General features: G+C 63.7%; 18 protein-coding genes and 1 pseudogene. 7 read left to right on the top strand and 12 right to left on the bottom strand.

All coding sequences use genetic code 11. The features are described 5' to 3' along the window. Nucleotides 1-44: 44 nt before the first annotated feature. On the bottom strand, nt 45-317 hold the full coding sequence (locus ACYCO6_RS22710; protein WP_459763519.1) for a hypothetical protein: 273 nt from the start codon (nt 315-317) through the stop codon (nt 45-47). Nucleotides 318-2,265: 1,948 nt separating this feature from the next. Here ACYCO6_RS22710 and ACYCO6_RS22705 point away from each other — a divergent pair. The 5 genes from ACYCO6_RS22705 to ACYCO6_RS22685 all read left to right on the top strand — a co-directional run bounded on the left by ACYCO6_RS22705 (nt 2,266) and on the right by ACYCO6_RS22685 (nt 6,899). Continuing rightward, nucleotides 2,266-3,177, top strand: coding sequence for a hypothetical protein (locus tag ACYCO6_RS22705; protein WP_459763517.1), 912 nt, complete (start codon nt 2,266-2,268; stop codon nt 3,175-3,177). 681 nt (nt 3,178-3,858) lie between these two features. Then, nucleotides 3,859-4,317: a hypothetical protein gene (locus ACYCO6_RS22700; protein WP_459763515.1), complete on the top strand. Its 459-nt coding sequence runs from the start codon at nt 3,859-3,861 to the stop codon at nt 4,315-4,317. A 12-nt stretch (nt 4,318-4,329) separates the two neighbouring features. Continuing rightward, complete coding sequence (locus ACYCO6_RS22695; protein ID WP_459763513.1) at nt 4,330-5,106, top strand: hypothetical protein; 777 nt, start codon at nt 4,330-4,332, stop codon at nt 5,104-5,106. Between the two features lie 315 nt (nt 5,107-5,421). Further along, nucleotides 5,422-6,081, top strand: coding sequence for a hypothetical protein (locus ACYCO6_RS22690; protein ID WP_459763511.1), 660 nt, complete (start codon nt 5,422-5,424; stop codon nt 6,079-6,081). Nucleotides 6,082-6,707: 626 nt separating this feature from the next. Beyond that, entirely contained in the window at nt 6,708-6,899 is a 192-nt protein-coding gene (locus ACYCO6_RS22685) for a hypothetical protein (protein ID WP_459763509.1), read from the top strand. 1,325 nt (nt 6,900-8,224) lie between these two features. Here the strand turns inward: ACYCO6_RS22685 and ACYCO6_RS22680 are convergent. The 4 genes and pseudogenes from ACYCO6_RS22680 to ACYCO6_RS22665 form a co-directional block, all read right to left on the bottom strand. Next, nucleotides 8,225-8,377 (bottom strand): annotated as a pseudogene (locus tag ACYCO6_RS22680) (Cache 3/Cache 2 fusion domain-containing protein); the annotation flags it as partial. Nucleotides 8,378-8,455: 78 nt separating this feature from the next. Then, nucleotides 8,456-8,608 (bottom strand): hypothetical protein, encoded by a 153-nt coding sequence (locus ACYCO6_RS22675; RefSeq protein ID WP_459763507.1) that lies wholly within the window; start codon nt 8,606-8,608, stop codon nt 8,456-8,458. Between the two features lie 320 nt (nt 8,609-8,928). Beyond that, nucleotides 8,929-9,936 (bottom strand): Calx-beta domain-containing protein, encoded by a 1,008-nt coding sequence (locus ACYCO6_RS22670; RefSeq protein ID WP_459763505.1) that lies wholly within the window; start codon nt 9,934-9,936, stop codon nt 8,929-8,931. A gap of 218 nt (nt 9,937-10,154) precedes the next feature. Next, nucleotides 10,155-10,664 carry a hypothetical protein gene (locus tag ACYCO6_RS22665; protein ID WP_459763503.1) on the bottom strand — a complete coding sequence of 170 codons (510 nt, stop codon included), beginning with the start codon at nt 10,662-10,664 and terminating at the stop codon, nt 10,155-10,157. A 593-nt stretch (nt 10,665-11,257) separates the two neighbouring features. Between ACYCO6_RS22665 and ACYCO6_RS22660 the strand changes: the two genes are divergently transcribed. Together ACYCO6_RS22660 and ACYCO6_RS22655 are read left to right on the top strand one after the other, a co-directional pair. Further along, on the top strand, nt 11,258-13,054 hold the full coding sequence (locus ACYCO6_RS22660) for a type I secretion system permease/ATPase (RefSeq protein WP_459763501.1): 1,797 nt from the start codon (nt 11,258-11,260) through the stop codon (nt 13,052-13,054). Further along, nucleotides 13,051-14,388 carry an HlyD family type I secretion periplasmic adaptor subunit gene (locus ACYCO6_RS22655; protein WP_459763499.1) on the top strand — a complete coding sequence of 446 codons (1,338 nt, stop codon included), beginning with the start codon at nt 13,051-13,053 and terminating at the stop codon, nt 14,386-14,388. Before ACYCO6_RS22660 ends, ACYCO6_RS22655 begins: the two co-directional genes overlap by 4 nt. Before the next feature lie 1,174 nt (nt 14,389-15,562). Here ACYCO6_RS22655 and ACYCO6_RS22650 read toward each other — a convergent pair. From ACYCO6_RS22650 to ACYCO6_RS22620, 7 genes are all read right to left on the bottom strand, one after another. After that, nucleotides 15,563-16,783 carry an ATP-grasp domain-containing protein gene (locus tag ACYCO6_RS22650; protein WP_459763497.1) on the bottom strand — a complete coding sequence of 407 codons (1,221 nt, stop codon included), beginning with the start codon at nt 16,781-16,783 and terminating at the stop codon, nt 15,563-15,565. Nucleotides 16,784-16,877: 94 nt separating this feature from the next. Further along, nucleotides 16,878-18,230, bottom strand: a complete 1,353-nt coding sequence (locus tag ACYCO6_RS22645) for an IS701 family transposase (protein WP_459763495.1) — start codon at nt 18,228-18,230, stop codon at nt 16,878-16,880. A gap of 113 nt (nt 18,231-18,343) precedes the next feature. Further along, nucleotides 18,344-19,180: an ABC transporter ATP-binding protein gene (locus ACYCO6_RS22640; protein WP_459763493.1), complete on the bottom strand. Its 837-nt coding sequence runs from the start codon at nt 19,178-19,180 to the stop codon at nt 18,344-18,346. Continuing rightward, nucleotides 19,177-20,307: an ABC transporter permease gene (locus tag ACYCO6_RS22635; protein WP_459763491.1), complete on the bottom strand. Its 1,131-nt coding sequence runs from the start codon at nt 20,305-20,307 to the stop codon at nt 19,177-19,179. Before ACYCO6_RS22635 ends, ACYCO6_RS22640 begins: the two co-directional genes overlap by 4 nt. A gap of 1,598 nt (nt 20,308-21,905) precedes the next feature. Next, entirely contained in the window at nt 21,906-22,046 is a 141-nt protein-coding gene (locus ACYCO6_RS22630) for a hypothetical protein (RefSeq protein ID WP_459763489.1), read from the bottom strand. Between the two features lie 432 nt (nt 22,047-22,478). Next, nucleotides 22,479-23,363, bottom strand: a complete 885-nt coding sequence (locus ACYCO6_RS22625; protein ID WP_459763487.1) for a glycosyltransferase family 2 protein — start codon at nt 23,361-23,363, stop codon at nt 22,479-22,481. 3 nt (nt 23,364-23,366) lie between these two features. Beyond that, entirely contained in the window at nt 23,367-24,470 is a 1,104-nt protein-coding gene (locus tag ACYCO6_RS22620) for a polysaccharide deacetylase family protein (RefSeq protein ID WP_459763485.1), read from the bottom strand. Nucleotide 24,471: the final 1 nt, after the last annotated feature.

The raw sequence follows: 24,471 nt of genomic DNA, 5'->3' as shown, positions 1-24,471 counted from the left end.
ACTGTGGGGAAGCAGAACGAAGGCGACGACGTCCCTGCGCAGGATCACGATGGTTTGGGCATTGGCGGGCGGGCCGCATCGCTTCGCACGATGACGAGGTTGGTCCGGCGCTCCTCTATTGCCTTGGCACCCCCCGCAATGTCGTCCACCTGCACGAGCTCAAGGTTGACGCAGGGATGCTGCACTTTGGAGACGGACGCGAAGGCCGTGATGAAGCGGTGGGCCGTACTGCGCGGTGGACCGGTGGTGATGCGTAAGTTGGCGTGCGGTGACCAGAGTTGAGCGAGCGCGAACCCGGCGGCTGCGACCAGCAGCACCCCAGCGGCAGCAAGTGTTCAGCTCCATCGCCGGCGCCGTAGCGCGGGGGGAACTGGGCCTTCTGGACCGGTCCGCTATGGGCTGGCGCGCTTGGCGCCATAGCACATTGCGGGCCGCAACGATGGTGCCGTTCTCTACGGTCAGGTCCGTCAGCTCCGTCATGATCGCGCCGACGGCAGCGTAGAGTTGCGCTAATCAGTGCTCAAGAGAAGTTCTTCTTTCAGACCTGGCGGAAGGGGAAGCGTGACGGCCTGCTCGTGGCGGAGATCGTCTCCAAGGCACAGATCGAAGCATGCCCCTGGCTTGCTCTCCGCCCGGCTGTCGCCTCGTCGGTGCCAAGCGGGAGTACTTACGAGCGTCTGCGGTCGGTGAGTAACCCCAGGGTGCGACGTCATGCTCGTCGATTGTCATGATGAGCAGGCGATATTCGTAGATGTTATGTCATTTCCGCCGTTATCCTGCGAGTTCCATCTTCCTGGAGATATAACGGAGTGCGGTGGAATAGAGAAATAGTAGTTCTTTGTATCGAACCCCTGCGAACCATCTGGCTTGTAGTAGGTTCGAAAGAGCTGGAGCGTGCATCTGTGGTGCGGCTTGTCGTCTGGATTTATTACGAGCAGCTGGAAGACCGGCGTCGGCGATGGCAGATACCAAGCAAAGTAAGGCGCCGCCTGGGCCGGAAGGCAAAACGCGAGAACCTGAAGCGTTGCCATGAAGTAGCGTGCGACCCTGGCAAGCATGGAACCCCTCCTTTTCCACTAAAGGAGCAGCCACTTAGGGTACGCGTGCAGAAGCCACATCACAAGGGTGCGGAATGATCGGCCGCACGCAGCGATTCATCGCCGAGCTTGATACTGCTAACGGACTCCGGAAGAACATTGGAGCATAGGAGTTGCGGATGCGAGGCGTGTTGACGCTGATGTTCACAAGCCTCGAAATCTCAGACAATACTGCCGGGCCCCCCTCAATCTTGCATGATCCCAGTCTCGCCTGGCAATCAAGTTAATCTCCGTCATGGCGCCAAGCGAGCGGGTAAATTCCAGCTCATCGAAATTCACCCAAGGCCACGCATTTGCAAAATCTTGTGGGGGCCTTCTCGTCAGTAGCCTTGAGCCCGATAAACATGTCTTCAGAACGTTGTGGCTCCAGAACTTGAAGACATCCTTGCTTCGCAGGAGCAGGTCGCCAGCCAGGGAGTGGGTCGCAGAACGGGTGAACGCTTGGCTTGATCCAGATCAATGTAGGGAGGACTTCACAATCTCAGGGCGCGTTCAACCGAACGGCTTGGTTCGAGGCAGCATCGCCCGCGATGCCGACCGAGTGGATGTCGCTGGCCGACTCTGGAAAGGTTACGGAGCGGGAAGCTGGGCAAGCTCCGGTGAATGGAACTGCGCCGGTTATTTGAATGCGGAGCAGCGGAGCTTGTAGCGAAAATGTGCTGACGCGCACAACTCGCGTTGGCGCCGGAGGACTCTTCTTCCAAAAATCGTTGCCTCCGCAAGAAGCCAATTTGTAACATATTTCCAGCGCAAATTTTGATGGCTCTATAATCGTAATCGGTGAGTAATCTCTAGATTGCTGTAGATTATCATGCGCAAACTATATTCCAGATCCGCTCGGCGTCAAACAATTCGGCGCGCCGGCAATCTGATCCTTTTCGTAGGCCTACTGACCTGCGGTGCAGACGCGGCAACCCAGAAACCAAAGGCATGCGCTCAGAGCTCCGGCTTCACGGAACAGGATCTCGCCGCAGCGCGACCGGAGAATCTATCGCCGCAGGGTCGCTTACCGGCCGATGATCCCGATCGCTTCAAGGCTCTGGTCCGGGAGAGCCCGATGGCCGGACGCACGCCCTGGCTCATTCTGTCGAGCGGCGGCGAAAACGGCGCCTTCGCCGCCGGTCTCCTGATCGGCTGAACCGAGGCCGGGACGCGGCCGAGCTTCGCCGTGATCACGGGAATCTCTACGGGAGCCCTGATTGCCCCCTTCGCCTTCATCGGCGCCAAAGGGGACGCAACGCTGGAAAAGCTCTACACGACGACCTCTGCGGCGGATGTGTTCGAGTTCGGCGGAACACACGATGGCTTGACGGACACTTGGCCGCTGAAGCGGCAGATCGAGCGGACTGTCACGGCATCGCTGCTGAACGAGATCGCGGCTGAGCACCGTGCCGGCCGTCGGCTGCGGGTTGTGACGACCGAACAGGACAGCGCGGCCGATCCTCTGGGGCATGGGCGCCATCGCCGCCGAAGGAGGGCCTGCAGCGCTGACGCACTTTCGCGCAGTCCTTCTGGCGTCCGCCGCGATACCCGGTGTGTTCCCGCCCGTGATGATCAACGCCCGGGGCACCGAAAACGCATGCCTGCAGGAATGCATGCTGACGGCAGCATCACCGTGCCCTTCTATCTCGCTCCGGGTCGACTCTTATTCGCCGAAGATTCTGAGCGCCTACCTGCCCCGGCGATCTACCTCGTGGTGAACCACAGGCTCCGCCCGGAATTGCAGATCGCACAACGGACTGTGCTCGACGTGCTCGGTCGCGCGCTGTCGGCGGCCATCAAGGCTCAGGTCGCCTCGACGCTCACGCTGACACGCGCCTTTGCGCGCCGTCCCAGTCAGTCCTTGTACGTAGCGCTGCTGGACGCGCGCTTTGATCGAACAGCCCGCGCTCTTCGACTCCGACTACATGAAGGCTTTGTTCGCGCATGGCCGGATCGTCGGACGGTCCCAGGCTGCGTTCGAGCCCATCGGCCATGCTGCGCCGGCGGCAGAACCAACGAGCTTCAGGTCCGTTGCGGCCGCATCCCGAGTGACCGATCGTTCGAACGCCATCCAATACCCAACCGTCCGGGCTTATGACCGCGACCATCTACCGTCCGTTGGTATTCAGCGCGCATCCGGACATGCTTTCCCCTTCATGCCACATCATCGACGAGGGGCTCCTGTCTTGTCCGATCAAGCTAGGTCCCTTCGGCTACGGTAGCCTGCATTCGAAAGCTACCAGGAGGAGCCAATGAGAAGTGCGGAAAACCCTGCAGTATTCTTGACCGAGCCACGGCCAGCCCAATGATGGCTCGCCACGGCGGAAGCCCTGTTGGTGATCCTCGGCACCGCACGCCAGCGATGGCCCTGGCGTTCGCCGGCGACCGCACCCTTTGATATTGCGTGCCGCTGCTGACGGCCTGTCCCGCTGCGGAGGTCGAGGCCGTAGCGCGCGAGGGACAGCGAATTTTGGCGCTCACGCGCGCCGCGGGTTCTAGCGGGCAGCAATGGCCCTGGTCAGCCTCTGGGCGATGGCCTTCTCGTCTCGTGTGACCTGATCGCTGCCGGCCTGTCCGGGCTCTGAGTCAGCCAGTGAGGGGGCAACTCACGCGACCTTCTGCTGAATCTCCTCACCCGGCCAGCTCCCCGGCACACTGACGGCCCGGCGGAGCCGCATCGGGGCACGCACGCACCGCAAATCACAGGAGCTACGACATGGCCGGAGCACGTGGAACGGCCGGGACTTCGAGGAAGAGCCGCAATCGGGGCGCGGAGCGCTTGCCTCCGCAACCCGCGGCGCGTCCGGACCGCCTGGCCTTCACCCTCGACCTGAGTACCGGCCAGATCACATGCGTCGAGGGCGTGGATGCCGACGGTGTCCGCCGCGAACTCTCCGAGACGGAGATGGCCGATCTGAGAGGCGGCCTGCGGCGGGCCAAGATCGAAACACTGCTGGAAGAAGCCTTCGAAGCCGGCATCACATGCGTGCTCGGCGGCGGCGATCCCGATGAGCCGCCGGAGACGTCCGACGATACCGATCTCCGGCAGACCATCCTGAAGCCGCTGATGGAGCGGAGCGCGGCCGCGCGCCTGATGCGCAGCGACGTGCTCGACCAAGCCATCGTCGAATCCTTGATCGACCACGCTCTCTTGCGCCGTCCCGCTGGACCGAATGGTGGACCGCAGAACCCGGATTCCGACCGCGCTGCTTCACCCAATTCAGCGGCGTCACACTAGAAGGAGACCACCATGGCCTTAGCACTTCGTGACGACGACCTCGCCCGGGTTCTGATCGGGAGCCGGCTCCTGCGTCGACGCCGCATGCGCCGCCTGCTGCTCGCCCATTTGCTGCGTGAGAAGCGCGCCGGCGAGGCTGAGGACAGCGGCTTGGACGAGGGCGAGGACGAAGACGGCGGCGAGGAGGAGAGCCGCATCCTGCGCCTGCCGTTGGCCAGCCGCGTGGCGCGCCGGCGGCGCATGCGCCGGCAGTTGCTCACCCACCTCCTGCATGAGAGGGAGGACGAGGGCGAGGAGGACGAGCCGGAATCGTCTGGCGAGGAGGACGAAGAGGACGAGAACGGCGAGCGCCGCATCCTGCGCCTGCTGATCGCGAGCCGCATCCTGCAGCGGCGGCGCATGCGCCGCGCACTGCTCGCTCACCTGCTGCGCGAGAGGCCCGCCGGCGAGGAAGAAGACGAGTCCGGCGACGAGGAGATCGGCGAGCATGAGGAGAGCGGCGACGAGGAACGCCGTCTTCTGCGTCTCCTGATCGGCAGCCAGATCCTGCGCCGGCGGCGGGCACGTCAGATGTTGCTCGCCCATCTCCTGCGTGAGAGGCGCGCCAGCGCGGAGACCGGCGAGGAGGAGGATTTCGGCGAGGACGACGAGCTTGGCGAAGCTGAGGAGGGCAGCGACAGGGAGCGCAAAATCCTGCGCCTCCTGATCGGCAGCCAAGTCCTGCGTCGTCGGCGGATCCGTCGTTTGCTGCTGGCCCATCTCCTGAACGAGAGGCGGAAGGCGGCCTGATCACTGCCGCGTCTTAGCCAGCAACCGAGGGACCGGAGGGAAATCCTCCGGCCCACAGCTGTGGGCGCCCCCGCTCCAGCCCCGAATGCAAGCATCAGCAGCGGAAGACTCAGCGGTGATAGACGCGGCAATAGCCCCGCCCAAAGGCGCATCAACTCACACGCCGCCTCACGACCGGCTCGGACGGGGCGGTTCGGCGCTGCTGCCGTCGCGCCCGCGCTCCGCAGGTGATGATTCTGCGCCCGCAGTGAGAATGATCAAACCGTGCATCTCACACTCCCAGCATCCGGCCAGATCGGCGACAGGAGGAGCGTCATGAAACGTCAATTGTTCACCGTGGTGACCTTCTCGAATGCTCTGGTCCTCTCTGCTGCGAGCGCCGACGCCCGCGGATTTGGCGGGATGGGCGGCTTTCACGGCGGGATAGGGGGTGCTGGCTTTCACAGCGGGGGTTTCGGGGGCGGTTTCAGGGGCGGTGTTGGGGGTGTCGGCTTGGGTGGAGCGCGTGTTGGAGGCTTCGCGGGTGGATACCGCGGCGGTTTCGGAGGCCATCCCGGCGTAGCAGTGGGCGCCTACCGAGGGGGTGCCGGTACCGTCGGCTTGGGTGGTGCGCGGGTTGGAGGCTTCGCGGACGGATATCGAGGCGGTTTCGGAGGCCACCCCGGGGCGGCGGCCGGCGTGCACCGTGGTGGAGTGGCTGCCTATCGCGGCGCGGGGATTGGCGGCTACCCCGGGGTCTATGGTGGGGTCGGACGTTACGGCTACGGCTACGGGCGGGGTTACGGCTACCGTCGCGGTTGGTACCCGTACGGCTACGGTCTGGCTGGAGCGGGACTCGGGCTGGCCGCGGGCTATGCCCTCAATAACGGCTACTACGGCGGCTATTACGGCACCGGTGACTGTGGGCCTTACGCCTATTACAATCCGTATTACGGGGCCTGTGTCTCTACAGATTACTATGGCTATGCTTATTGAGGCATTGACTAGGGCGTTCAATACTCTCGAACAGGGTCGAAAAGGGATGCGGCAACGCTGAGCCCGCCGTTCGCCGCGCCACACCCCCTGCCGCTACGGCAGCGACAACGGGCTCGCGCAGGTCCACGACAGCAATAAGGGCCCAAGAGGTCCTCTACCGGAGCGTCCGCTTTCGAGATGCTGCTGCATCCGGCTGAACGGCAGCAACGGGCGCAAAGCCGAACGTCCGATTGGCGCGTGGTGCCGATCCGGCGTGACGTCATCTGGCCGGAAGCAGCTGGTCCGTTCCAAGGCGACTAACACGCTAAAGCAGACACCCCACTTCCGATTCATCAGGGCTCTACGATGTTGGGCACCTTTCGCGTCCTACGCATCTTGGGTCAATGCTTGACGCACGTCGGCGATGAGGTCTGAGGGCTTCTCCAGACCCGCGTTCAGCTGCAAAACCCGCCTTCGTAGCCAGACTGCGCCCGCGGTCGCGGTGGTAGGCCATCACAAGGCTGTGCGTTCCGTCTCAACTAGCGTCCCAAGCGGTCAAGCGGCGTCTCCGAAGACCGGTATCGTAATTTCTCTCTTCAGGCCCGATGTCGTTGCATCAGTCACCTGAAAACGTTCGGAGGCTCATCATGAGATACGCCCTGCTGATGCTTGGTCTCCTCGCGGGCCTCGTTACATTCGTGCCGATTGAGGCGAACGCCGTTGTCTGTGCCCGAGGCGTGTACCGGGCCGGCTGCGTCGGGCCGCACGGCGCGGTGGGTGTCAGGCGTGGCGTCTACGGGCGACGTGCCGTGGCAGTCGGGCGCCACCGTCGCTGGTAATCTCCGCCTTGCACGCGCTTGTCCTTAGACCGCCGTGACCTGACCGGGATTTTGAACCGGGTCCATTCCAAGTCTGCTGAATGGCGGCGACCATGCATAGCCGGAAGTCCAGATCCGGGATGGTGACACGCGCGGGTGGGCGGTAGCCCTAGGATGAGTGCGGCCTTACGCGGGTGTAGGTGGCGCGCGCCGATCGCAACCTTGACGGTCGCGCCGCCAGAGTGGTCAATTCCTGCGGAATAGACTGTGGTATATTTTACTTAGCACACTTTACCGACTGACATCCATTCGTCGGTCCAACGACAGAGCTGGTTTAGCATCGCTGACCGGCGAGCGCTCAACACCCGATCTTTACGGCCCTGAATGTCGGCTCTCGCTCCGAGCAATATATTGGGTTCGCGGAAGAGCGGGCAATCACTGCATATGCAATTAGGTGCGGCGAATAAAGGCTTCTCGGCAAAACATGACGTGATACCTCTATATCTTTGGATGATTACTCTCCGAAGAGCGCACCATGCCGATGTAGTGCTCATTGCGTCGGCGGCTCCGGCGCGGCATCGTAATTATACCGAGATGATGTGCTCCTAGTTCGGAGGAGAGCTTATGATGGCTAGGTCAAGAAAGTTTCCGTCGTGGCTTTCACGTCGTGGATACGATGATCGTCTGAAGCAGCGCATAGCTACGATGCTCTCTCGGGACCAAATTGCTCAGGCCACGGCATCGAAGCCCAATCTACCTGAGGAGCAAGCCCTGGACGAGAACGTGCTTGTCTTTCCCCTAAACCGCGTCCTCAAGCGTCCTAACGCGGCCTGAGACAGGGTGCCCAAAAAGCTACCCAGACGGGAACGCTTTGGCTTCGAAGGCGGCGTGCGGTTCAGTATTCAAGCTCGTTCCTTGGCCACCTTTATGCGAGTAGCTCGTCTACCACGCAGGAAGGTCTGCTTTCGAGACATCATCACGGTCAGCTCGATGGCCAGGTTGGGCGCGAGGCGGCCGGCCGGATCTGGCCCGTTACAGCCCGTCCGCTTCTCGGCGGGAAAGCGGAAAAACGAACGCCGTCGTGAGGCTCGCTCGCGACCCTGCGCAGTCATTTAGGTGCAACCAGCGAAGGACCGCTTGCAATGGCGTAGCGGACCTTCTGGAGGAGCCCTCCCAGCGCCGACAGGCGAACTTGGCTGTTTCGATGGGTTCGAGGGCTTCGAGGCCGAGGCGTTCCGGAAACTTACGCCCTCCGTTTGGAACGGTCTTGGTGGTCGTCTGGAGCATTCCACACGGACAGGCCCTTTTGGAACGCTTCGCTGCGTCGCGGCCTAGCTCACCAAGCCCTACTTCTTCGGGTATCCGACATAGTAGACCCCGATGACGCCGCTGCTGGCATCGCGGATCGGCTCGTAGCCCGTCGTATAGGGCTTGCCCAGAATGTCGGCGTCACCGAAATAGGCCTCGCCCTTCGTGATCGCCGCGAAGGCTTTTCCCTTCGGGTCGAGGACGCCGGCTCACCGCCTCGTATCGCTGATCTCGATCGAGCATCAGGCCCAGACCATATCGGGCGCGACTCAGGACCCGCCCTCGCGGGCAAGGAGCGCTGCGAGCAGGCTGAGGTTCACCTGCAGGGCGTGGCGCACCTGCCCCCGCCGGAAGCCGAGATTCCGACCCACCATCTGGTTGAACTCACCGACGCGCCTGCCAGCAGCGCGTCTGCTCATCATGACGTGCTGATGACCTAAGTGCCGCGTCCAACTGAACAGCGAGCGCGGCAGTTCACGAGTTTGTGCGGGAGGAGGAGTGCCCCGCTCCAGAAGGAGTGAGCGGGGCGCTCCAGATTGCCGGTAATCGGGGACGGTAACGACTTACCCACATCCAATCTTTCGGTCGTCAACTGCACAAAGAATTACGTTCGGAGCAGCCTACGAGCGGGGCTCCTGTGGCCAGCTGCGGAGTGGGGATTGTCGACAGCGTGACCCTAAACAGCGAGGGACAGGGGAGAAGACGTTCAAAGTCCCCTCCCATAGTCCCCTCCCGAAGACTGTCACGTATGCAGCAGTAAGCCCGAATCCGCCTGTTGCATCGGTGCGAACGCGAAGTTCAGCATGACTTCGGATCCCGCAGAAAAACTAGTGCCCAATAAGTTAACGGTCACATCGTTCGCGTCGAACGTGATGTCACTCTCGCTCAAGCCCGAGGCGCTGCCGCCATTGTTGACGAGGGTTACACCTGTGATGTCAGGAACCTGATTGTAGAGGTCAGATAGCGTGAAGCTGTTAAAGATCCCACCAAACGATGCATTCTGCGTGAACGTGATCGTCGCGGACGCGCCAGAAAGATCCAGGTAGCCGACGCTGGGCACGAACCCAGGCGCAGGAAAGCTCGTTTCGATTCCCGGGCCGACCGTGAGGTCCTCCTCGAAGTGAAATCCGGCCGGAGGCGAGGCGAAACCATAGGAGTAGTTGATGGTAGCGCCGTCGAAGTCTTCGACGACCGGGGGATTGCCTCGCAAAGCCGCATGCCAGTCCACGCTGCCGGTCAGATCCTTCAAGATGCCGTCCACACTGTCCCCGATGGAGGTATGGTCATCATAGAGCCAGCGATCAAAAACGATGCCGGCGCGCTCCATACCTGGATGTAGGTGGAAGTCGGCGATCACATGGCGGCAGTCCTGCGGCGCATTGCCGGCACCGGGAGCTGCGTCTTGGTCAAGGATCGTGCCGAGCCCCACGCCCTTGGCAATCCCCGCGTTGACCGGGTCCGAAAGGTTGACGCTGAAATACTCGGTGCCCTCGTTGATGTTGTCGCCCAGGATCTCGACGTTCACCGTCTGCGCAATTACACCCGGCGCGAAGGTCAGCGTGCCTTCGGTCGGCACGTAATCGATGCCCGCCTCCGCGCTGCCATTGGCGGTCGCATAGTGAACCGTAACCTGTTGGCTACTGGGGCCGGGCAACGAGACTAGGAACGTGGCGTCGGTCTTGTCGCCCGCAACGGCCGGCTCGGTCACGGACTGCGCATCGGAAATTGTCATAAACGGGAATCCGGGCATGGGAAATCTCCTAGTGCGACATCCGATCAGGTTGTGTCGTAGCCGGCAGGGGCGAGGTAGGCTGGGCACTGTCTGGCGCGAAGCGAGTCAAGCTGCGTCGGATGACTCCCACGCCTGGTTCAGAACCGCATTCCATTCCAGCATGGCGCCTCGTCATTCCTCGGGTGGGATCCCGCCGGTCCGCTACCGTTCCGGAGCCGCGGGAGCCCACCGTTTTCCTAGCGCGCCGCGGCTTTCGCGACCTCAATCCACTCGCCACGCATGGCGGTTGGGGAAGTCATGGTGAAGCTGTATCGGCCGGTCTCTTTGACGTTTGCATAGGCGCCCGTGCCTGACACGTGGCGCCATGTCCCTTCACTCGTGGTGCGGGGCTGGCCATCAACCATCTTCGTGGTGACCCGGCCTGTGTAGCCCGAGGTAATACTGCCTTTGTCGTCGACGAGCGTGAAATAGCCGTTCTGAGGACCATTGCCCTGGTTCAACTCAGCCGTATCCGAGATCAATACTTGAGCGCCGTCGCCGTGAGGTTCCGATCCGGTGCTCTTATTCAGGCCTGTTGCCATTCCGGCGACGATGACGTGATCGGGCCCGCCGAGTGGCCGTGCTTCCCGCTTGGTAAACTCTGCAATCCACTCCCCGGCGTGTGATGCGTCAGCAGCAACGGCCGGCACCCCGACCAAAACGCCTGCGGCCGCAAACGTCAAGCTGATCAGTATATTGCTTGTCATGCGCGCCTCCCGCAGATTATATTCTCGCATAAATATTTGCGGACCCGTTAGTCTTGCGCGTTATCCGCGTCGGCGAATCCAGGCCGTAGGACGTCGCGCTATGCCAGCCGCTGGCCGGCAATTCTGAGACGCCGATACGCAGGATATAATCTTTCGTACTTGAGAATTAGTTGTTGCTGCGGTAGCCGCGTGAGGAGTGATGATTGGCTTGGCCATCACTTGATTCCTAAATGTCGTGCCGCGCGTATCGTCGTTCTGAACAACCATGCGCCCGTTCCCGGCGTTCGTTTTTGATTTGGCTCAATGATTTCGTCGCCCTAGCGGCTGATCCTTCCAAGAATCGCTTGAATCTCCGAGCTTCAAGGGCCCATGGATCGGCCGAAAGACTGAATTTATATATGTTATGTGGCAAATCTGAACTATAAGCGGTTGATGTATGCACAAACAGGGGCAGAAATCCGGATTTGCTGAGAATTTATCGGGACCGGCGGAAGTCTAGGTGGTCGCGCGCCTCAGCCGATGCCCCAAGCCGCTCATCCGATCATGAGCCGAGCGGAGGGTCTCATTCTGATCTACCTACGGGAGGAGGCGGTATGGCGCAGAGCGGGCGATCAGGTGAACTGCACCGAGCGCTCCAGCGTAGCGTCGGCGCCCTCGCCGGTGTCGCCTGGATGAGCGCGCTGGTGAACGTGCTCACGCTGACCGGCTCGTTCTTCATGCTGGAGGTCTACGACCGGGTCATCCCCAGCCGCTCGCTGCCCACCCTGGTCGGCCTGTGCGTCCTGGCACTCGCCCTGTTCGCCGCGCTTGCCATACTCGAAACTCTGCGCGGACGGGTGCTGTCGCGGGTCGGTGCGGCCTTCGACGTCGATCTCGGGTCGCGCGTCCTCGGTGTCAGCCTGCAGGCGCCCCTGCGCGGGGCAAGCTCCGAGACGGCCGGTCAGCTCCTGCGCGACCTCGACCAGATCCGTGCTTTCCTCGCCAGCTCCGGACCGGCGGCCCTGTTCGATCTCCCCTGGTTGCCCGCCTACGTCGCGCTCTGTTTCCTCTTCCATCCCCTGATCGGCATCGCTGCGGTCGTGGGCGTCGGGCTGCTGGTCGGCCTGACCCTGGCGACCGATCTCGCCTCCCGTGCACCGGTCCGCGCCACAACCCTGCATGCCGCCCGCCGGCAGGCCCTGTCCGAGGCGGCGCGCCGCAACGCCGAGGCGGTGGCGGCCATGGGCCTGCAGGACCGGGTGTCCCGGCGCTGGGAGACCATCAGCCGAGAGCACGCCGCCGCGCAGCAGCGCTGCTCGGATGTATCCGGGGGTCTCGGTGCTGTGTCGAAAGCCGCCCGTATGGCGCTGCAATCGGGTGTGCTGGCGCTCGGGGCATGGCTGGTGATCAACAATCAAGCCAGCGGCGGCATCATCATCGCGAGCTCGATCCTGGTCGCCCGCGCCCTGGCGCCAGCCGAACTCGCGATCGCCCATTGGCGCGGCTTCGTAGCTCTGCGCCAGAGCTGGCGGCGCTTGTCCGAGGCGCTGGAGCGGCTGCCTGCCTCAGCTTCACCGCTGACGCTACCCGCACCCTGCGCGTCGATCTCGGTCGAGGGGATCAACGTCGTACCGCCCGGGACCGGACGGGCGGCGGTCTACAATGCGAGTTTCCGCCTCGCCGCAGGACAGGCGCTCGGCGTGATCGGTCCCTCGGCGTCGGGCAAGTCGAGCTTGGCACGGGCGCTGGTCCGGGTCTGGACACCGGTGCGCGGCCAGGTGCGCCTCGATGGGGCGGCGCTCGACCAGTGGGCGCCCGAGGCTCTCGGGCGGCATATCGGCTACCTGCCGCAGGAGGCCGGGCTGTTTGCCGGCACGATCGCCGAGAACATCGCGCGGTTCGACCCGCAGGTGTCGGCCGAGGCAGTCATGTCAGCAGCCCGCGCGGCAGGCGCGCACGACCTGATCCTGCGACTGCCCCGGGGCTACGAGACGCCGTTGGGAGATGCCGGGGCCGGGCTCTCGGCCGGGCAGCGCCAGCGCATCGGATTGGCGCGCGCGCTCTATGGCGAGCCGTTCCTGGTGGTGCTCGACGAACCGAATGCCAACCTCGACGCGGAAGGTGAGCAGGCCCTGACCGAGGCGATCCGCGGGGTGCGGGCGCGCGGCGGGATCTGTGTGGTCATCGCGCACCGTCCCAGCGCATTGGCGGCGGTCGATCTCGTGCTGATGCTGGCCGACGGGCGGATGCAGGTATTCGGCCCGAAAGACCAGGTGTTCAAACGCGTGCTGCGTCCGACGGCGGTGGCGCCTGCGGTTGCGTCCGCGCCGCAGCCCGAGCCTGCGTCGCCAGCGGCGGCCGCGTCGCCGCGGGCCACGTCACTTGGCGACGTCATGGAGCAGAGCGCGTGACGACGATTCAATCCATCGTCTTGCCCGCGACGGATCTCGCGGCGCATCCGCGGACCTCGATCCGCCGCCATCTGGCGCTGGCGACCCTCGTCTCGCTGGCGCTGGTACCCGGGATCGGCGGCTGGGCGGCCTACACCGCGATCGCGGGAGCGGTGATTGCGCCGGGCCAGCTCGTGGTCGAGTCCGACGTGAAGAAGGTTCAGCACCCCACCGGCGGCGTCGTCGGCGCGTTGCGGGTGCGGGAGGGCCAGCGCGTCAAGGCCGGCGAGGTGCTGATCCGCCTTGACGAGACGCAAGTCCGGGCCAACCTCGACGTGGTGCTGAAGGCGCTCGACGAGCTGTCGGCGCGTCGCGCCCGCGATGAGGCCGAGCGCGACGGCGCGAAAGCCATCACCTTCCCGGCAGCCCTCCTGGCTCGCAGGAACGAGCCGGACGTGGCCCACCTCGTCGATGGTGAGGCGCGGCTATTCGCGGCGCGCGTCGCCGGCCGCGAAGGACAAAAGGCGCAGCTGCGCGAGCGGGTTGCTCAATTGCGCCAGGAGATCGCCGGCCTGAGCGAGCAGACCGAAGCCAAGGGCCGGGAGATCGCGCTGATCGGCACGGAGCTGGTTGGAGTGCGCGACCTTTACGCCAAGAACCTGGTGCCGCTCTCGCGTGTGACGGCGCTGGAGCGGGATGCGGTGCGACTGTCGGGCGAGCGGGGTCAGCTTGTTGCCTCGACGGCCTCGGCCAAGGGCAAGATTGCCGAGACCGAGCTGCAGATCCTGCAGATCGACGGCGACATGCGCACCGAGGTCGGCAAGGACTTGGCCGAGATCCGGGGCAAGTGGTCGGAGCTTGTCGAGAAGCGGGTCGCGGCCGAGGACCAGCTGAAGCGGGTGGACCTGCGCGCGCCGCAGGACGGCGTGGTGCATCAACTCGCAGTGCATACGGTCGGCGGCGTCATAACCCCGAGCGAGCCGGCGATGCTGATTGTGCCTGATGCCGACCAGCTGATGCTCGAGGTGCACATCCAGCCACACGACATCGACAGCGTGCGCTTGGGGCAGCGGGCGGTGCTGCGCTTCTCAGCGTTCAACCAGCGCACGACGCCGGAGATCGAGGGCATGGTGAGCCGGATCTCAGCGGACGTGACCCAGGATGCCAAGACGGGCCAGAGCTACTACACGGCGCGTATCAGTCTCACGGCCGACGAGCTGGAGCGGCTCGGCGGGGTGAAGCTGGTGCCGGGCATGCCCGTAGAGGCATTCCTGCAGATCGGTGAGCGCACGGTGTTAAGCTACCTTGTCAAACCGCTGTCCGATCAGATCGCGAAGGCCTGGAAAGAACGATGAGCCTTGTGGGTCGGCGATCTCTTCGCGGGCGCTGGGGGCAAGCGAACTCATCGAGCATGTCTACGCCTACCCGATCCAGCAGCGCGACGGCAGCGCAGAATTCTCGATTGATCCGGGCGAGTTTGAGCGGCGGGATCGGAGGGCGGCTGGGCTCGGGCCGACTGATACCAAGACGCGTTGGGATCACTTTGCGGCGGCCTTGCAGGTCTTTGTTGATTACTTCCGGCGGTTCACGGTAAAGCCGGATGTCGGAGCGGACTCGTCACTGATTGAGATGGCCATCCGTGCGAGCAGGAAACACCGGATTCTAGGACCGCTATCCACGCTTCTGCGACATTTACCTGATTACACCGAGCGTCCGGCTCGGAGGATGGGCCAGGAGGCCCGCGACGTCCGGCATTGGCGCAAAACTGAAGGTCTGCTTTTCCGCAGCCCACTTTGGCTTGCGGTGCCCTACCAGACGTCGAGCCACACGCAGTGCGCGACGTACTCGCTCTCTGAGAACGCTCTGGGCGCACTATCCAGGCTTATGGTACGCATGCGCTGCGCAAGCCATCAGGCGCTAGCCCGATTTCTTGGCTAAGTATGCCGAAAATATTCGTACCTTGAGTCCACAGCAGGTCATCACAAATGGGCTGCTTCAGATTGCTACCCTGTCCGAGGGCGTTTTTGTCGTTTGCAGCTGAGTGCATACTCGCGCACCCGAGGGCCGTTTCTCGCTCTCGGAATATCAATGAGTCTCTGACCGAGAGATTCTAAGGCGCGCCACTACCGTGGTACGTCCGGCAGCCAGCCTGGTGGCGACACCAAGTTCAATTGAAGATCAGGCAAGTCAGGACGCAAAGCCGGTGCTTCGGGCCGACGGGGTCACATCAGCGCGCGGGGCGGACCTATCAGTGAGCCATGCTACCGCCAGTGCCAGGGCTTCTTCGATCGGTCTGGGTTCGTAACCGAGTTCCCGGCGCGCTTTGCTGTCATCGAACGACGCGGAGCGTAGCGCAAGGCGTACACACAAGATCGACGGCGGCCATCTGACTTCTCTGACAACTTGAAGAATTCTGACATCCCGATAATTTTGCGCGTTGATCTCGATCGAGGCGGCCGTAAATCTTCGAATGATTTGCGCTAGGTCGAATACAGTCGTCAGATTGGCCGAATTGGATAGGCCGCAGGCTCAGGCCATATCTTGGATTCGTCGCATCGCTTCGGGGGTCAGGAGGTGAGCGCCCCATCCCTGCCGCGCCATTGCCCCGGCGCGTCCCGGCTGCGCGAGGAGCATCAGCGCCGCGCCGACCACCGGTAAGACGCTGGGCGGGTCAAGACCCGCCGGCGTCAACTCTTCTCGCGCCTGCGCCAGCGACCCTGAGCAGCCGACAAGCTGCATGAGCGCCGCGACAACGTCTCGCCGGCTGCCGCTCCGAAGCGCCGCGCCCAGGAGAATTTGCAGGGCGAGCCGCGTGCGCACCCCCGGTCGACCAGTGAGGCACTGCGCGATGCATTGACCGGCAGACACGCGGACCAACAAGTCAGCAAGGTTGAGGCCCGCGAGTGTGGCGGCCATCGGCTCGACCAAGCGCGGGTTGCCATCGATGTACAGCGGATGCTCGCCGCCGTCGTCGATGAAATAATCGACGGATAATGCCCCATGCCAGGACAGATGTGAGCCGATTTTCGCAAGATCGCCGGCAATCTTCGGACGGTGAACGCTCTCCTTGAGGGCCGCGCCGCCTCCCGCCCCTTCGACGAGCCTGCGCGTGGCGTGGAACCCGACGAGCTGTCCCTCTTGGAACACACCCTGAGCCTGCTCCAGCGGCGCGGACACCCATGCCTGCACGAGGATCGGCTCGCCCGCGATCGCCACTTGCGCGAGTTCGGCAGCGGCGCGGTCGCGGTCCGCCTGGCAATGGATCAACCATGTGCTGCGGCTGGCCGTGCCAAGGTTCGTCTTCACGACGAACGGGTAGGCCGTGTGCTGGGCGAGGCTATGAGAATTGTCGAGCAGGCGCGTTTGTGGCTGTGGTAGGCCGAGTTCGTTCAGCAGGCCGCGGAAACCCAATTTCGTCTGGAAGCGCTCGTAGCTTTCGAAGGCCGGAACAGCAAACGCAACCAGCGGGCGCAGTTCGTCGGCCACGCGGGCGATGAGGCATCCTTGCTCGTGAATGGGCAAGAGGACATCGAATCTCTCCTTTAGGAGTGTGTTGTGCAGGAACTGTCGAAACCCCTCCGGATCCGTGCCGAGGGGCGGGCAGCGGTAGCGGCGGACGACGAAGCGCGAGAACCGCCCGAGGCATATCGGAGCGGGATCGCAGAAGGCGATTTCGTGGCCGGCGAGCGCCAGGGCCGTGATGGCTTGGCGCGCAGACGTGCTGCTGCCCTCGGTCAGGAGAACGCGCATGCGGTGCCCATCGCCTGCAGGATGCTGAGAGGGGTGCCTGCCATGCCAGGGTAGCCGGCGCCACTGTCGACGCCTTCAGCTCGACTTTGGCCATTCATGCGGCGTGGCAGAGGGCATAGGCCCAGGGCGCGGGCAAACGGAAGCGGGGTTTTGTTCGGGCGCGTCGGCGCGGTGATGTTGCCAAAGTCCGCTCGCGCCAGATCGCGCAGCGCACGGCGGCCAGAGCATCGGCGAAGGTCGGGCGCGGTTTGGGGTACCACGCGGCGGCCGCGATCCGTCGCCGTTGGCGGGCCGGGAGCCGTGCGGCCAGCAGCGTGACGATCGAGAACAGGGCGAGCAGGCAGGGTGTGGTGCGGGCAATCGCCGTGTCGGACCACTGCCGCTGCGTCTCGACGCCGAGATGAGCGCGCACTTCCTGGAAGGTGACCTCGACGGTCCAGCGCCGCACGAACCACCCCACGATCTGCGTGGGCTCGCGCGTCGGATCAGTGCAGAGCAGGGCCTGGGGCGGGAAGCGTGCCTTGGGATCGCGGATGAGTACCCAGCGGATCGGCACGACCGGCAGACCGCCGTGCCGCCACACCGCGGTGTCCGAGGCGATCTCGATCGTGCGCTCGCCCGCCCCGTACCAGCCCGGCACCACGACCGCGTGCCAGCGCGTGTCCTTGGCCGCGAGGGTCGCGGCGAGCGTCGGCCGCCGAGCGCCTTTGGTCCGCGGGCGCCCGATCGTGCCGGGTGGCCGCGGCGGGGCGGGATCGTAGAGAGCAGCATCCAGCCGCAGGCGGGTGATTGCCGTGATGCGGGCGCGGCGCATCGCGTCGAGGAACAGCAAGGCCGAGAAGCCGCTGTCGCCCACCACCACGAGGTCGCGTGCGCGCAGCCAGCGGCGGGCCTGGAGGGCAAGTTGGCGTCCGACGTCGAGCAACGGCTTGTGCCGACGGCCCCGGTCGCGACAGGCGCGCTCTGATGGCACCAGCGCGGTCAGGAACGGCAGCGCCCAGACGCGCCCCGCCCAGGGGATCGGGGCGAGCAACATCAGGCTCATCCAGCGCAGCCCGCTCGCCTTGACGAAGTGGCTGTCGGAGGAGCGAACCGGATCACGGTAGATGCCCTTGGCGGCGATCCGCTTGCCGCGGCGGCGCTCAATCGTGTCGTCCAGTCCCAGGACCACGGGGCCGCGTTGCGCGAACGCGTCGACGAGGAACCCGAGCAAAATGCGGCTGCCGCTGCGCGGGCACCACGCCGCCCGGTTGAGGATGCGGTGGGCGTTCACGAACCGCCGCTCCTGCGCGCGGCCCATGATGCGCAGGACACTCGCCACCGTGCGGCGGCCCGGCGTCAGGATCGCGCCGATCAGCAGAAGCTGAGCATGGCGCCACGAGCGGTGGACGAACAGCGGCGCGAACGCCAGGATGATCCCGGCGAAGCGGGTGGGCAGGTCCAGCATGGCGGTGTCTCTTGGCGGGGACGCCACCAGCCTATCCGTCACACCCGCTTCGTCACCTCACATCCTCGACGACCCGTCCGATTGGCCAAAGTCGAGCTTCAGAGCACATCGTTTTATCGCGCCGGACAGTGTCGCTGCCGACTCCTTATGAGCAGGGCACGGGACCCTCCCCAGGATGAGCAGACTGGCACGGTTGCCGCGGCGGAGGCGCGCACAGCCGGTCGCGAAGCCACCGAAAGCTGGGTACCGGCCCAAGCTCGCGGACGTTTGAAAGGTCTTCTCCCGCGCGCCACACCGACCTGGCCGTGGTAATTCTGCGACCTGTTGATCATGGGCGACCGGCCCTCTGTGATTCGACGGCTTGGGCCGTCGTCTCGCAGTTGGCCGGATCTCGCCGTTCCTATCGCCCGACCGTTTTCCGAGTCGAGAGCCGCCGTCGGCTCATCCGCGAGGATGACGGACGGATCCGCGACCAGCGCGCGTGCGATCGCGACGCGCTGCTGCTCGCCGCCGCTCAGCTCGCGCGGGAAGGACCTCAGCTTGGCGGAGAGGCCGACATCGGCAAGGACCGCAGCGCTCTTATCAATCGCCTCGGAGCCTCGCTCGCCGCGGATGTCGAGGGCCAACTGCACGTTCTCCGCCGCGGTGAGCGTGGAGAACAGATGGTAGGATTGAAAGACAAAGCCGATATGCTGCCGCCGAATGGCCGCCAGCATCTCAGGCCGGGCGTCGCGGGTCGACACGCCGCAGACCCTTACGGTGCCGCTCGTGGGCGTCAACATGCAACCCAGGATGGACAGCAGGGTCGTCTTGCCACTGCCTGACGGCCCGACCAAGACGGTCAATTCGTTAGCGCGGATGACAAGATCGAGGGCCCGCACCGCCTCGACGCACGTCGGCCCGTGCCCGTATTTCTTGGTCAACCGCGCGGCTTCGAGCGCGGCACTCATCGCGTGAGCACGCTCGCAGGATCGACACGGACGATCCGGACTATTGAGGCGACGCCAGAGGCGATGCACATGAGGAGCGTGAGCGCGAAGGCTACAGCCACCAGAGCGGGCGTAATGACGACCGGGGCGACGCTCGTCGCTGTCAGATGCTCGACCCCGATACTGATCACGGTGGCCACCGAGAGACCGATCAGCGCGTTCACGAGCGCTTGGATAGCGATGACGCGATAAATGTATCGATTGGAGGCGCCGATCGCCCGGACCATCGCGAATTCGTAGAGGTGCTCCTTCGTGCTGGAGTAGAGTGTCTGCGCGATGATGACGGTCCCGACGATGATGGAGAGCAATGCACCGGCGACGAGAGCCGCGCCAGCTCCCGTCCGATAGAGCCAGAAGTTCAGGGACCGGGCGCGAAATTGATCCGGCGTGAGCGCCTCGACGCCGGAGACACGCGATTGCGCGTCCTGTCGGATGCGCTCGATGTCGGCTCCGGGCCTCGCCTTGATGAGGTAGTACGTGACCAGATTGGCCGGCAGTCCGATGTACGATCGGGCGCTGCGGAAATCGGTGAAGACGTAGGGCCGCGTCGTGAAGGAGCGCAGACCGGAAGTGACCGTGCCCACCATCACCGGGTGTCCGCGAACCTGTGCCGTCTCGCCGCGCGAAGACACGCCAAGTTGGTCTGCGTAGGACCGTTCGAGCGTCACGGTGCCGGGCGTCGTGAGATCGTCGAGGCTACCCTCAACAATGTTCCACGGCGCGAGGTCACCGACAGGGTCTGACGCGATGATGAAGATCCCGATCAATCCCCCTTCCGGCGGCAACCAAGCCGAGAAGCCCGCCACAACCGGCATGACGTCAGACACTCCGTCGAGAGCGCTCAAATCCTGGCGAATGTCTGTGTCCAGAATTGAGATGTCCTCGAAATACTGGGTGCCTTTCGACACAATCCATAGATCAGCTGGGGTGTGATCGACAATCAGCGTCACCATCCGCCCGAAGCCGTAGAAGAGGCCTATTTGCACCAGAATGAGGACTACCGAGAACACGATGCCGGTGACCGCTGCCACGAAGCGAAGCCGGTCCTGAAGCAGATTTCGTCGCGCCAGCGTCAGGACAAGCGGCATACTAGTGTCCAGTTCGTGTCTTGAACCATGCAAATTTGATCGTAATTCTTAAGGCGACCACATTGATCCGCGTCAATGACGGTATTTGAAAGCTGTATTCGCGTCAGATCTCATTGTAGATTGGAGAGGCAGATATGCGCTGCTCGTGTTGTGTAGTCGCCGCCACGACAGCGGTGGTGCTGGGTGGCTCTGCCGCTTGGGCAGGAGACGCTTTCGAGGGGCGATATCTGCAGAACCGGCCATGTCGTGGCGACAGTGCCGATCCCGCAAATCTAAGGGTGACAATCACGCCTCAGCAGATCACGTACGCGGGCGGAACTTGCGCGATAAAGAGCAGACGCAGCGAAGGGAGCAGGATCGTCTTCGGCGTCTCATGCCGGTTTCGCAGCGGCAATACGATGGGGTCGGACATCGCGTTCACGCCCCAGCAGGGCGGCGCATGGCACATGACCCAGGGCGACGGAGATTTCGAAGCCGATATCTACAGGTGTCCGGATTGAATCCAGATTCTGGCTGACCGGAGCGGGCCTGGCGTAGCCGTCACACCGAAGCCTCAGCGGTGCGCTTCTTTGCATAGCAATTACTTGAGCCTCGAACCTATGCGAAGCCCACTGCAGGGTCACAGGCTCTGACCTGCCTCGGTCCAGTCAGTAGCTGTGTGTCCGCTTCATCTAATCGGTCGCTCCGAAGCGGGCAGGCAGTTTTCGGCCGACATCGGTCGCTGCGCCTAATGAGATGAGACTGCCCGGAAGCGAATGTTTGCAGGGCCTGCTCTAGGTCATCCTCTCTGGTTGGACGCTCCTTAAGCAGGATGGCGCGGGGAGCACCTCAGCCGCGATTGCGGATCTTACCGCCCCCCGCCTTTGTCGCCGAAGCCTTGCGCTGAACTAAGCGGCGGTCAGGCCTGTCGAAGCGTCGAGCATTCAGACGCACGAGACGGCGCTTAGAAGGGCGGCAGCGGCACTCGAGCCCGGCGCACTCCGCGCTGCGTTTAGCACACTCCCGCCCGTCTGAACCGCGCTCTCGCGGCTTTTTAGCTGCGGTGTGCGCTGCTCGTCGATCTGCAGCGTTTCAAGCCACGTACCAAGTCGCCCTACGACCTGGGCCTGAACGCGGATCAGGCGAGCAGTTAGCCGAGCATGGTTTGCCGCGTGCATGCCCGTCGGCCGAGGGGGAAGGGGGCTGAGCGCTCCGTTCGGCGGAGCCCCACCCGCGATACGTGCGTAGAGCCGGCGCAAGGCCGCGAACGTGTTTTGCTTCGTGGCCGGCTTGTCGCTTAGGGCGTCGAGGACGGCGATTACGTTCCGGCGCCGGATATCCTCGATATGCCGCCCGGACCACTGATCGACGCTGCCGCCTCTGACAGGCGTGAGGCGATCCTCATCAGGTCGTAGCCCAAGAAGCCTGACAGTTTCCTTCCAGGTCCGGTTCTCAGGCCGCTGATCGCGCTCAATGAAGAGGCGAGTGACCTCAGCGCAAAGGGTAGAGGTGTCACCTCTGGCGTGACGCTTCTCGGCCGCCGGATCACGTGCTTCTGCGACAGCACGACGTGCCGCTCGCGCGGCCTCTCGTGCGTCGCCGAGCGAGAAGGCGGGCAATCACGCCAAGGTCATGTTCCGCGTACGCCCCACATGGCGATAGCGCAGGGCGGCGGAGCGGGTTCCGGATGGCTGGATGACGAGATACAGGCCCGGCAGCCCGCCGTCCGAGAACTCGCGCACACGCGCTTCTGGCTTCATCTGATCGATGGCGCGCGGTGAGTGGCTTTGCCATTGTGGGCAGCTCCACGTAACAGATACGTAACGGCATAAGGACGTTAGACCGCGTGCGGCCGCGCTATAACGCGAGCTAACATTTGCCGGCTGGTAAATTTTAATCAGCGGGCTCTAGTTTCGCATCCTAGTGCGCCCACCAAGCTATCTCAAATCCGAGATGTTTCTAAGCACGGACGGGTGCGTTGCTCGGGCGGCCTTTCACCGCCTTCACGGTTGCTGACCCTGCGCCGCCCTTTACCCCCGCTTCATGGAAGCGCGTGGTTCAATCGGCGTCCCCAGGGCCACTGACATCTGCGCAGGCCGTGTCGACAGACCGGATCAAGCGCATCGGGACACGCCGTCGCTGGAACGCGTGCACCGCCTCGGGACGCGTGCATCGATGGGTCGCCGTCCGGCTCAGCCCCCTCGTCTCCATCCCTCGAACCGAGCCGCCGCCCTGACGAGCCTCACGCCGGCCAGGCGATACCGTCCCATGCACAGGCTGAGAGCCGCGCCGACGACGGGCCTCGTCACCGAGTACAGGACGAACGGCATGCCGTAGCGATGCCGGCGCAGGATCAGCCCCATGCCGAGGCCGTAGGACCAAGCCTTCGCGAGGTCGCGCGTGAAGGTCTCCTCCGAAACAGAGTCGTGGAAGATGACGACGGAGGGGTCATATTGGAACGTGCACCTGCGGCTGAGCGCGCGTAGGATCACGTCCGTCTCCTCGCCCGAGAGGAAGGGCGTTCCACTTCCCAGTCCGATCGTGGTGTCGAATGGACCGACATCGTCTAGCACGGTCTTCCTGAAAAAGATCGTGGCGGAGACGCCGCAGCTCCAGACATTGTTCTTGTTGACGATCTTGCGCGTCCTTGCATGCCGTCCTGCAGCGCTCCTGCCGAGCGCGTCGAGGCAGCGTCCGAACACGCCGTCGACGCGCGTCTCGGTCAGCATCGTATGAACGTGCTGGAGCAGATCCTCCGCGTACCAGCAATCGTCATCGGGAAAGGCGACGAACCGTCCCCGCGCCAACGCGATGCCGCGATTCCGTCCGCGGGAGACACCCCTGGCGCTTGAGGTGTGAAGGATCGTCAGCCTATCCCGATACGCCTCGATCAGGTCCTGGACCCGTGCGTCCGGGCTCTGATCGACGATGATGACTTCGAAATTCCTGAATCGCTGCGCAACGAGACTCTTCAACAATCGTTCGAAATGACGCGTCTCGCCGATCGTCGAGATGATGAGGCTGAACGCGATGTTAGGATCAATGCACGCGTCACGGTCGGGGTCACCACGGGACATCGATCAAGTTGCCAGAAGCGTACGGATCTTCTGCGGCCAACCCGATCGATACGACTGCACCACCATGAGATCTTCGCCCTTCTTGGATAAGACCACGCGCGGGATCAAATAATCGTCTCCCGGAGGATGCCACGACAGGGCAGCCGGGTTCGTGGAGAGACCCGCCTGGAACCCGCAGGCCTTTACGATTGCCGGAGCGCAGGCTCCGACCTCGTGAGGCTGACCATACGGATAGGCGAAGAAGCGCGGCGGGACACCGACCACTTCCGCAATGCGATCCCGGCTCCGCGTGATTTCGGATCTGATCGCGTGCCGATCCAGACCGGCGAATTCCGGGTGGCTCACAGAATGACACCCTATCTCGGCCAGCCCGCTGTTCTGCATCGCCTGGACCATGGCCCAATCGAGCCCGCTCTCATAGGCGTCCTCGAGGCGCAGGGACTCGTTTCGGTTGGCCAAGTCTTCGAGCATGCGCCTTTGCAGGTCGGAGTCGGCTGCACGAAACCGCGCCGCGATATCCCGAAAGACCTTCAATTTCTGTCTCGGGCTTCCGGCGGCCAACGGTCCGGCCGCGACGTGGAACCGATCCGTACGCGCGAGGGCGAGCTCCAGCGCGTGCCACCACATCGGTGCGGACCGATCGACAATTCCGGTCGTGACGAAGACTGTGAAGGGAACGCCGTGGCGTTCGAGGATAGAAAAGCCATTCGTGTAGAGATCGCGGTAGCCGTCATCGAACGTGAGAACGAGGAAAGGACGCCGATCCCGTGCGTGCCAGCGCTGAAGCGCCTCCGCGAGACCCAGGATCGGGATACTCTTTCGTGCGCAATCGCGGATCAGGTCTTCCAGAAATTCAGCGCTGATCGACAGTGCGCTCACATGGAGATCGCTGCGGCGCCCCGGCGAGATGGAGTGCAGCGAGACGATGAGTTGCCCCTCTTGCTTCGCGAAGTGCGCGCATTTTCCGATCAGGCCGAGCGCCGACCGGTACAACCGTTCTCCGAGAGGTGCTTCCCACATCGAATCCAGAGCCAATCCGAGACCATGACCGCAAGGCGCGTCCAACAACGTCGAAAACTGGGTGCTGCCGACCCGAAATTTAGACATG

Source organism: Methylobacterium sp. CM6257 (genome assembly GCF_054611515.1).
The sequence above is the reverse complement of the archived record's forward strand: the minus strand, read 5'-3'. Positions and strand labels throughout refer to the sequence as shown.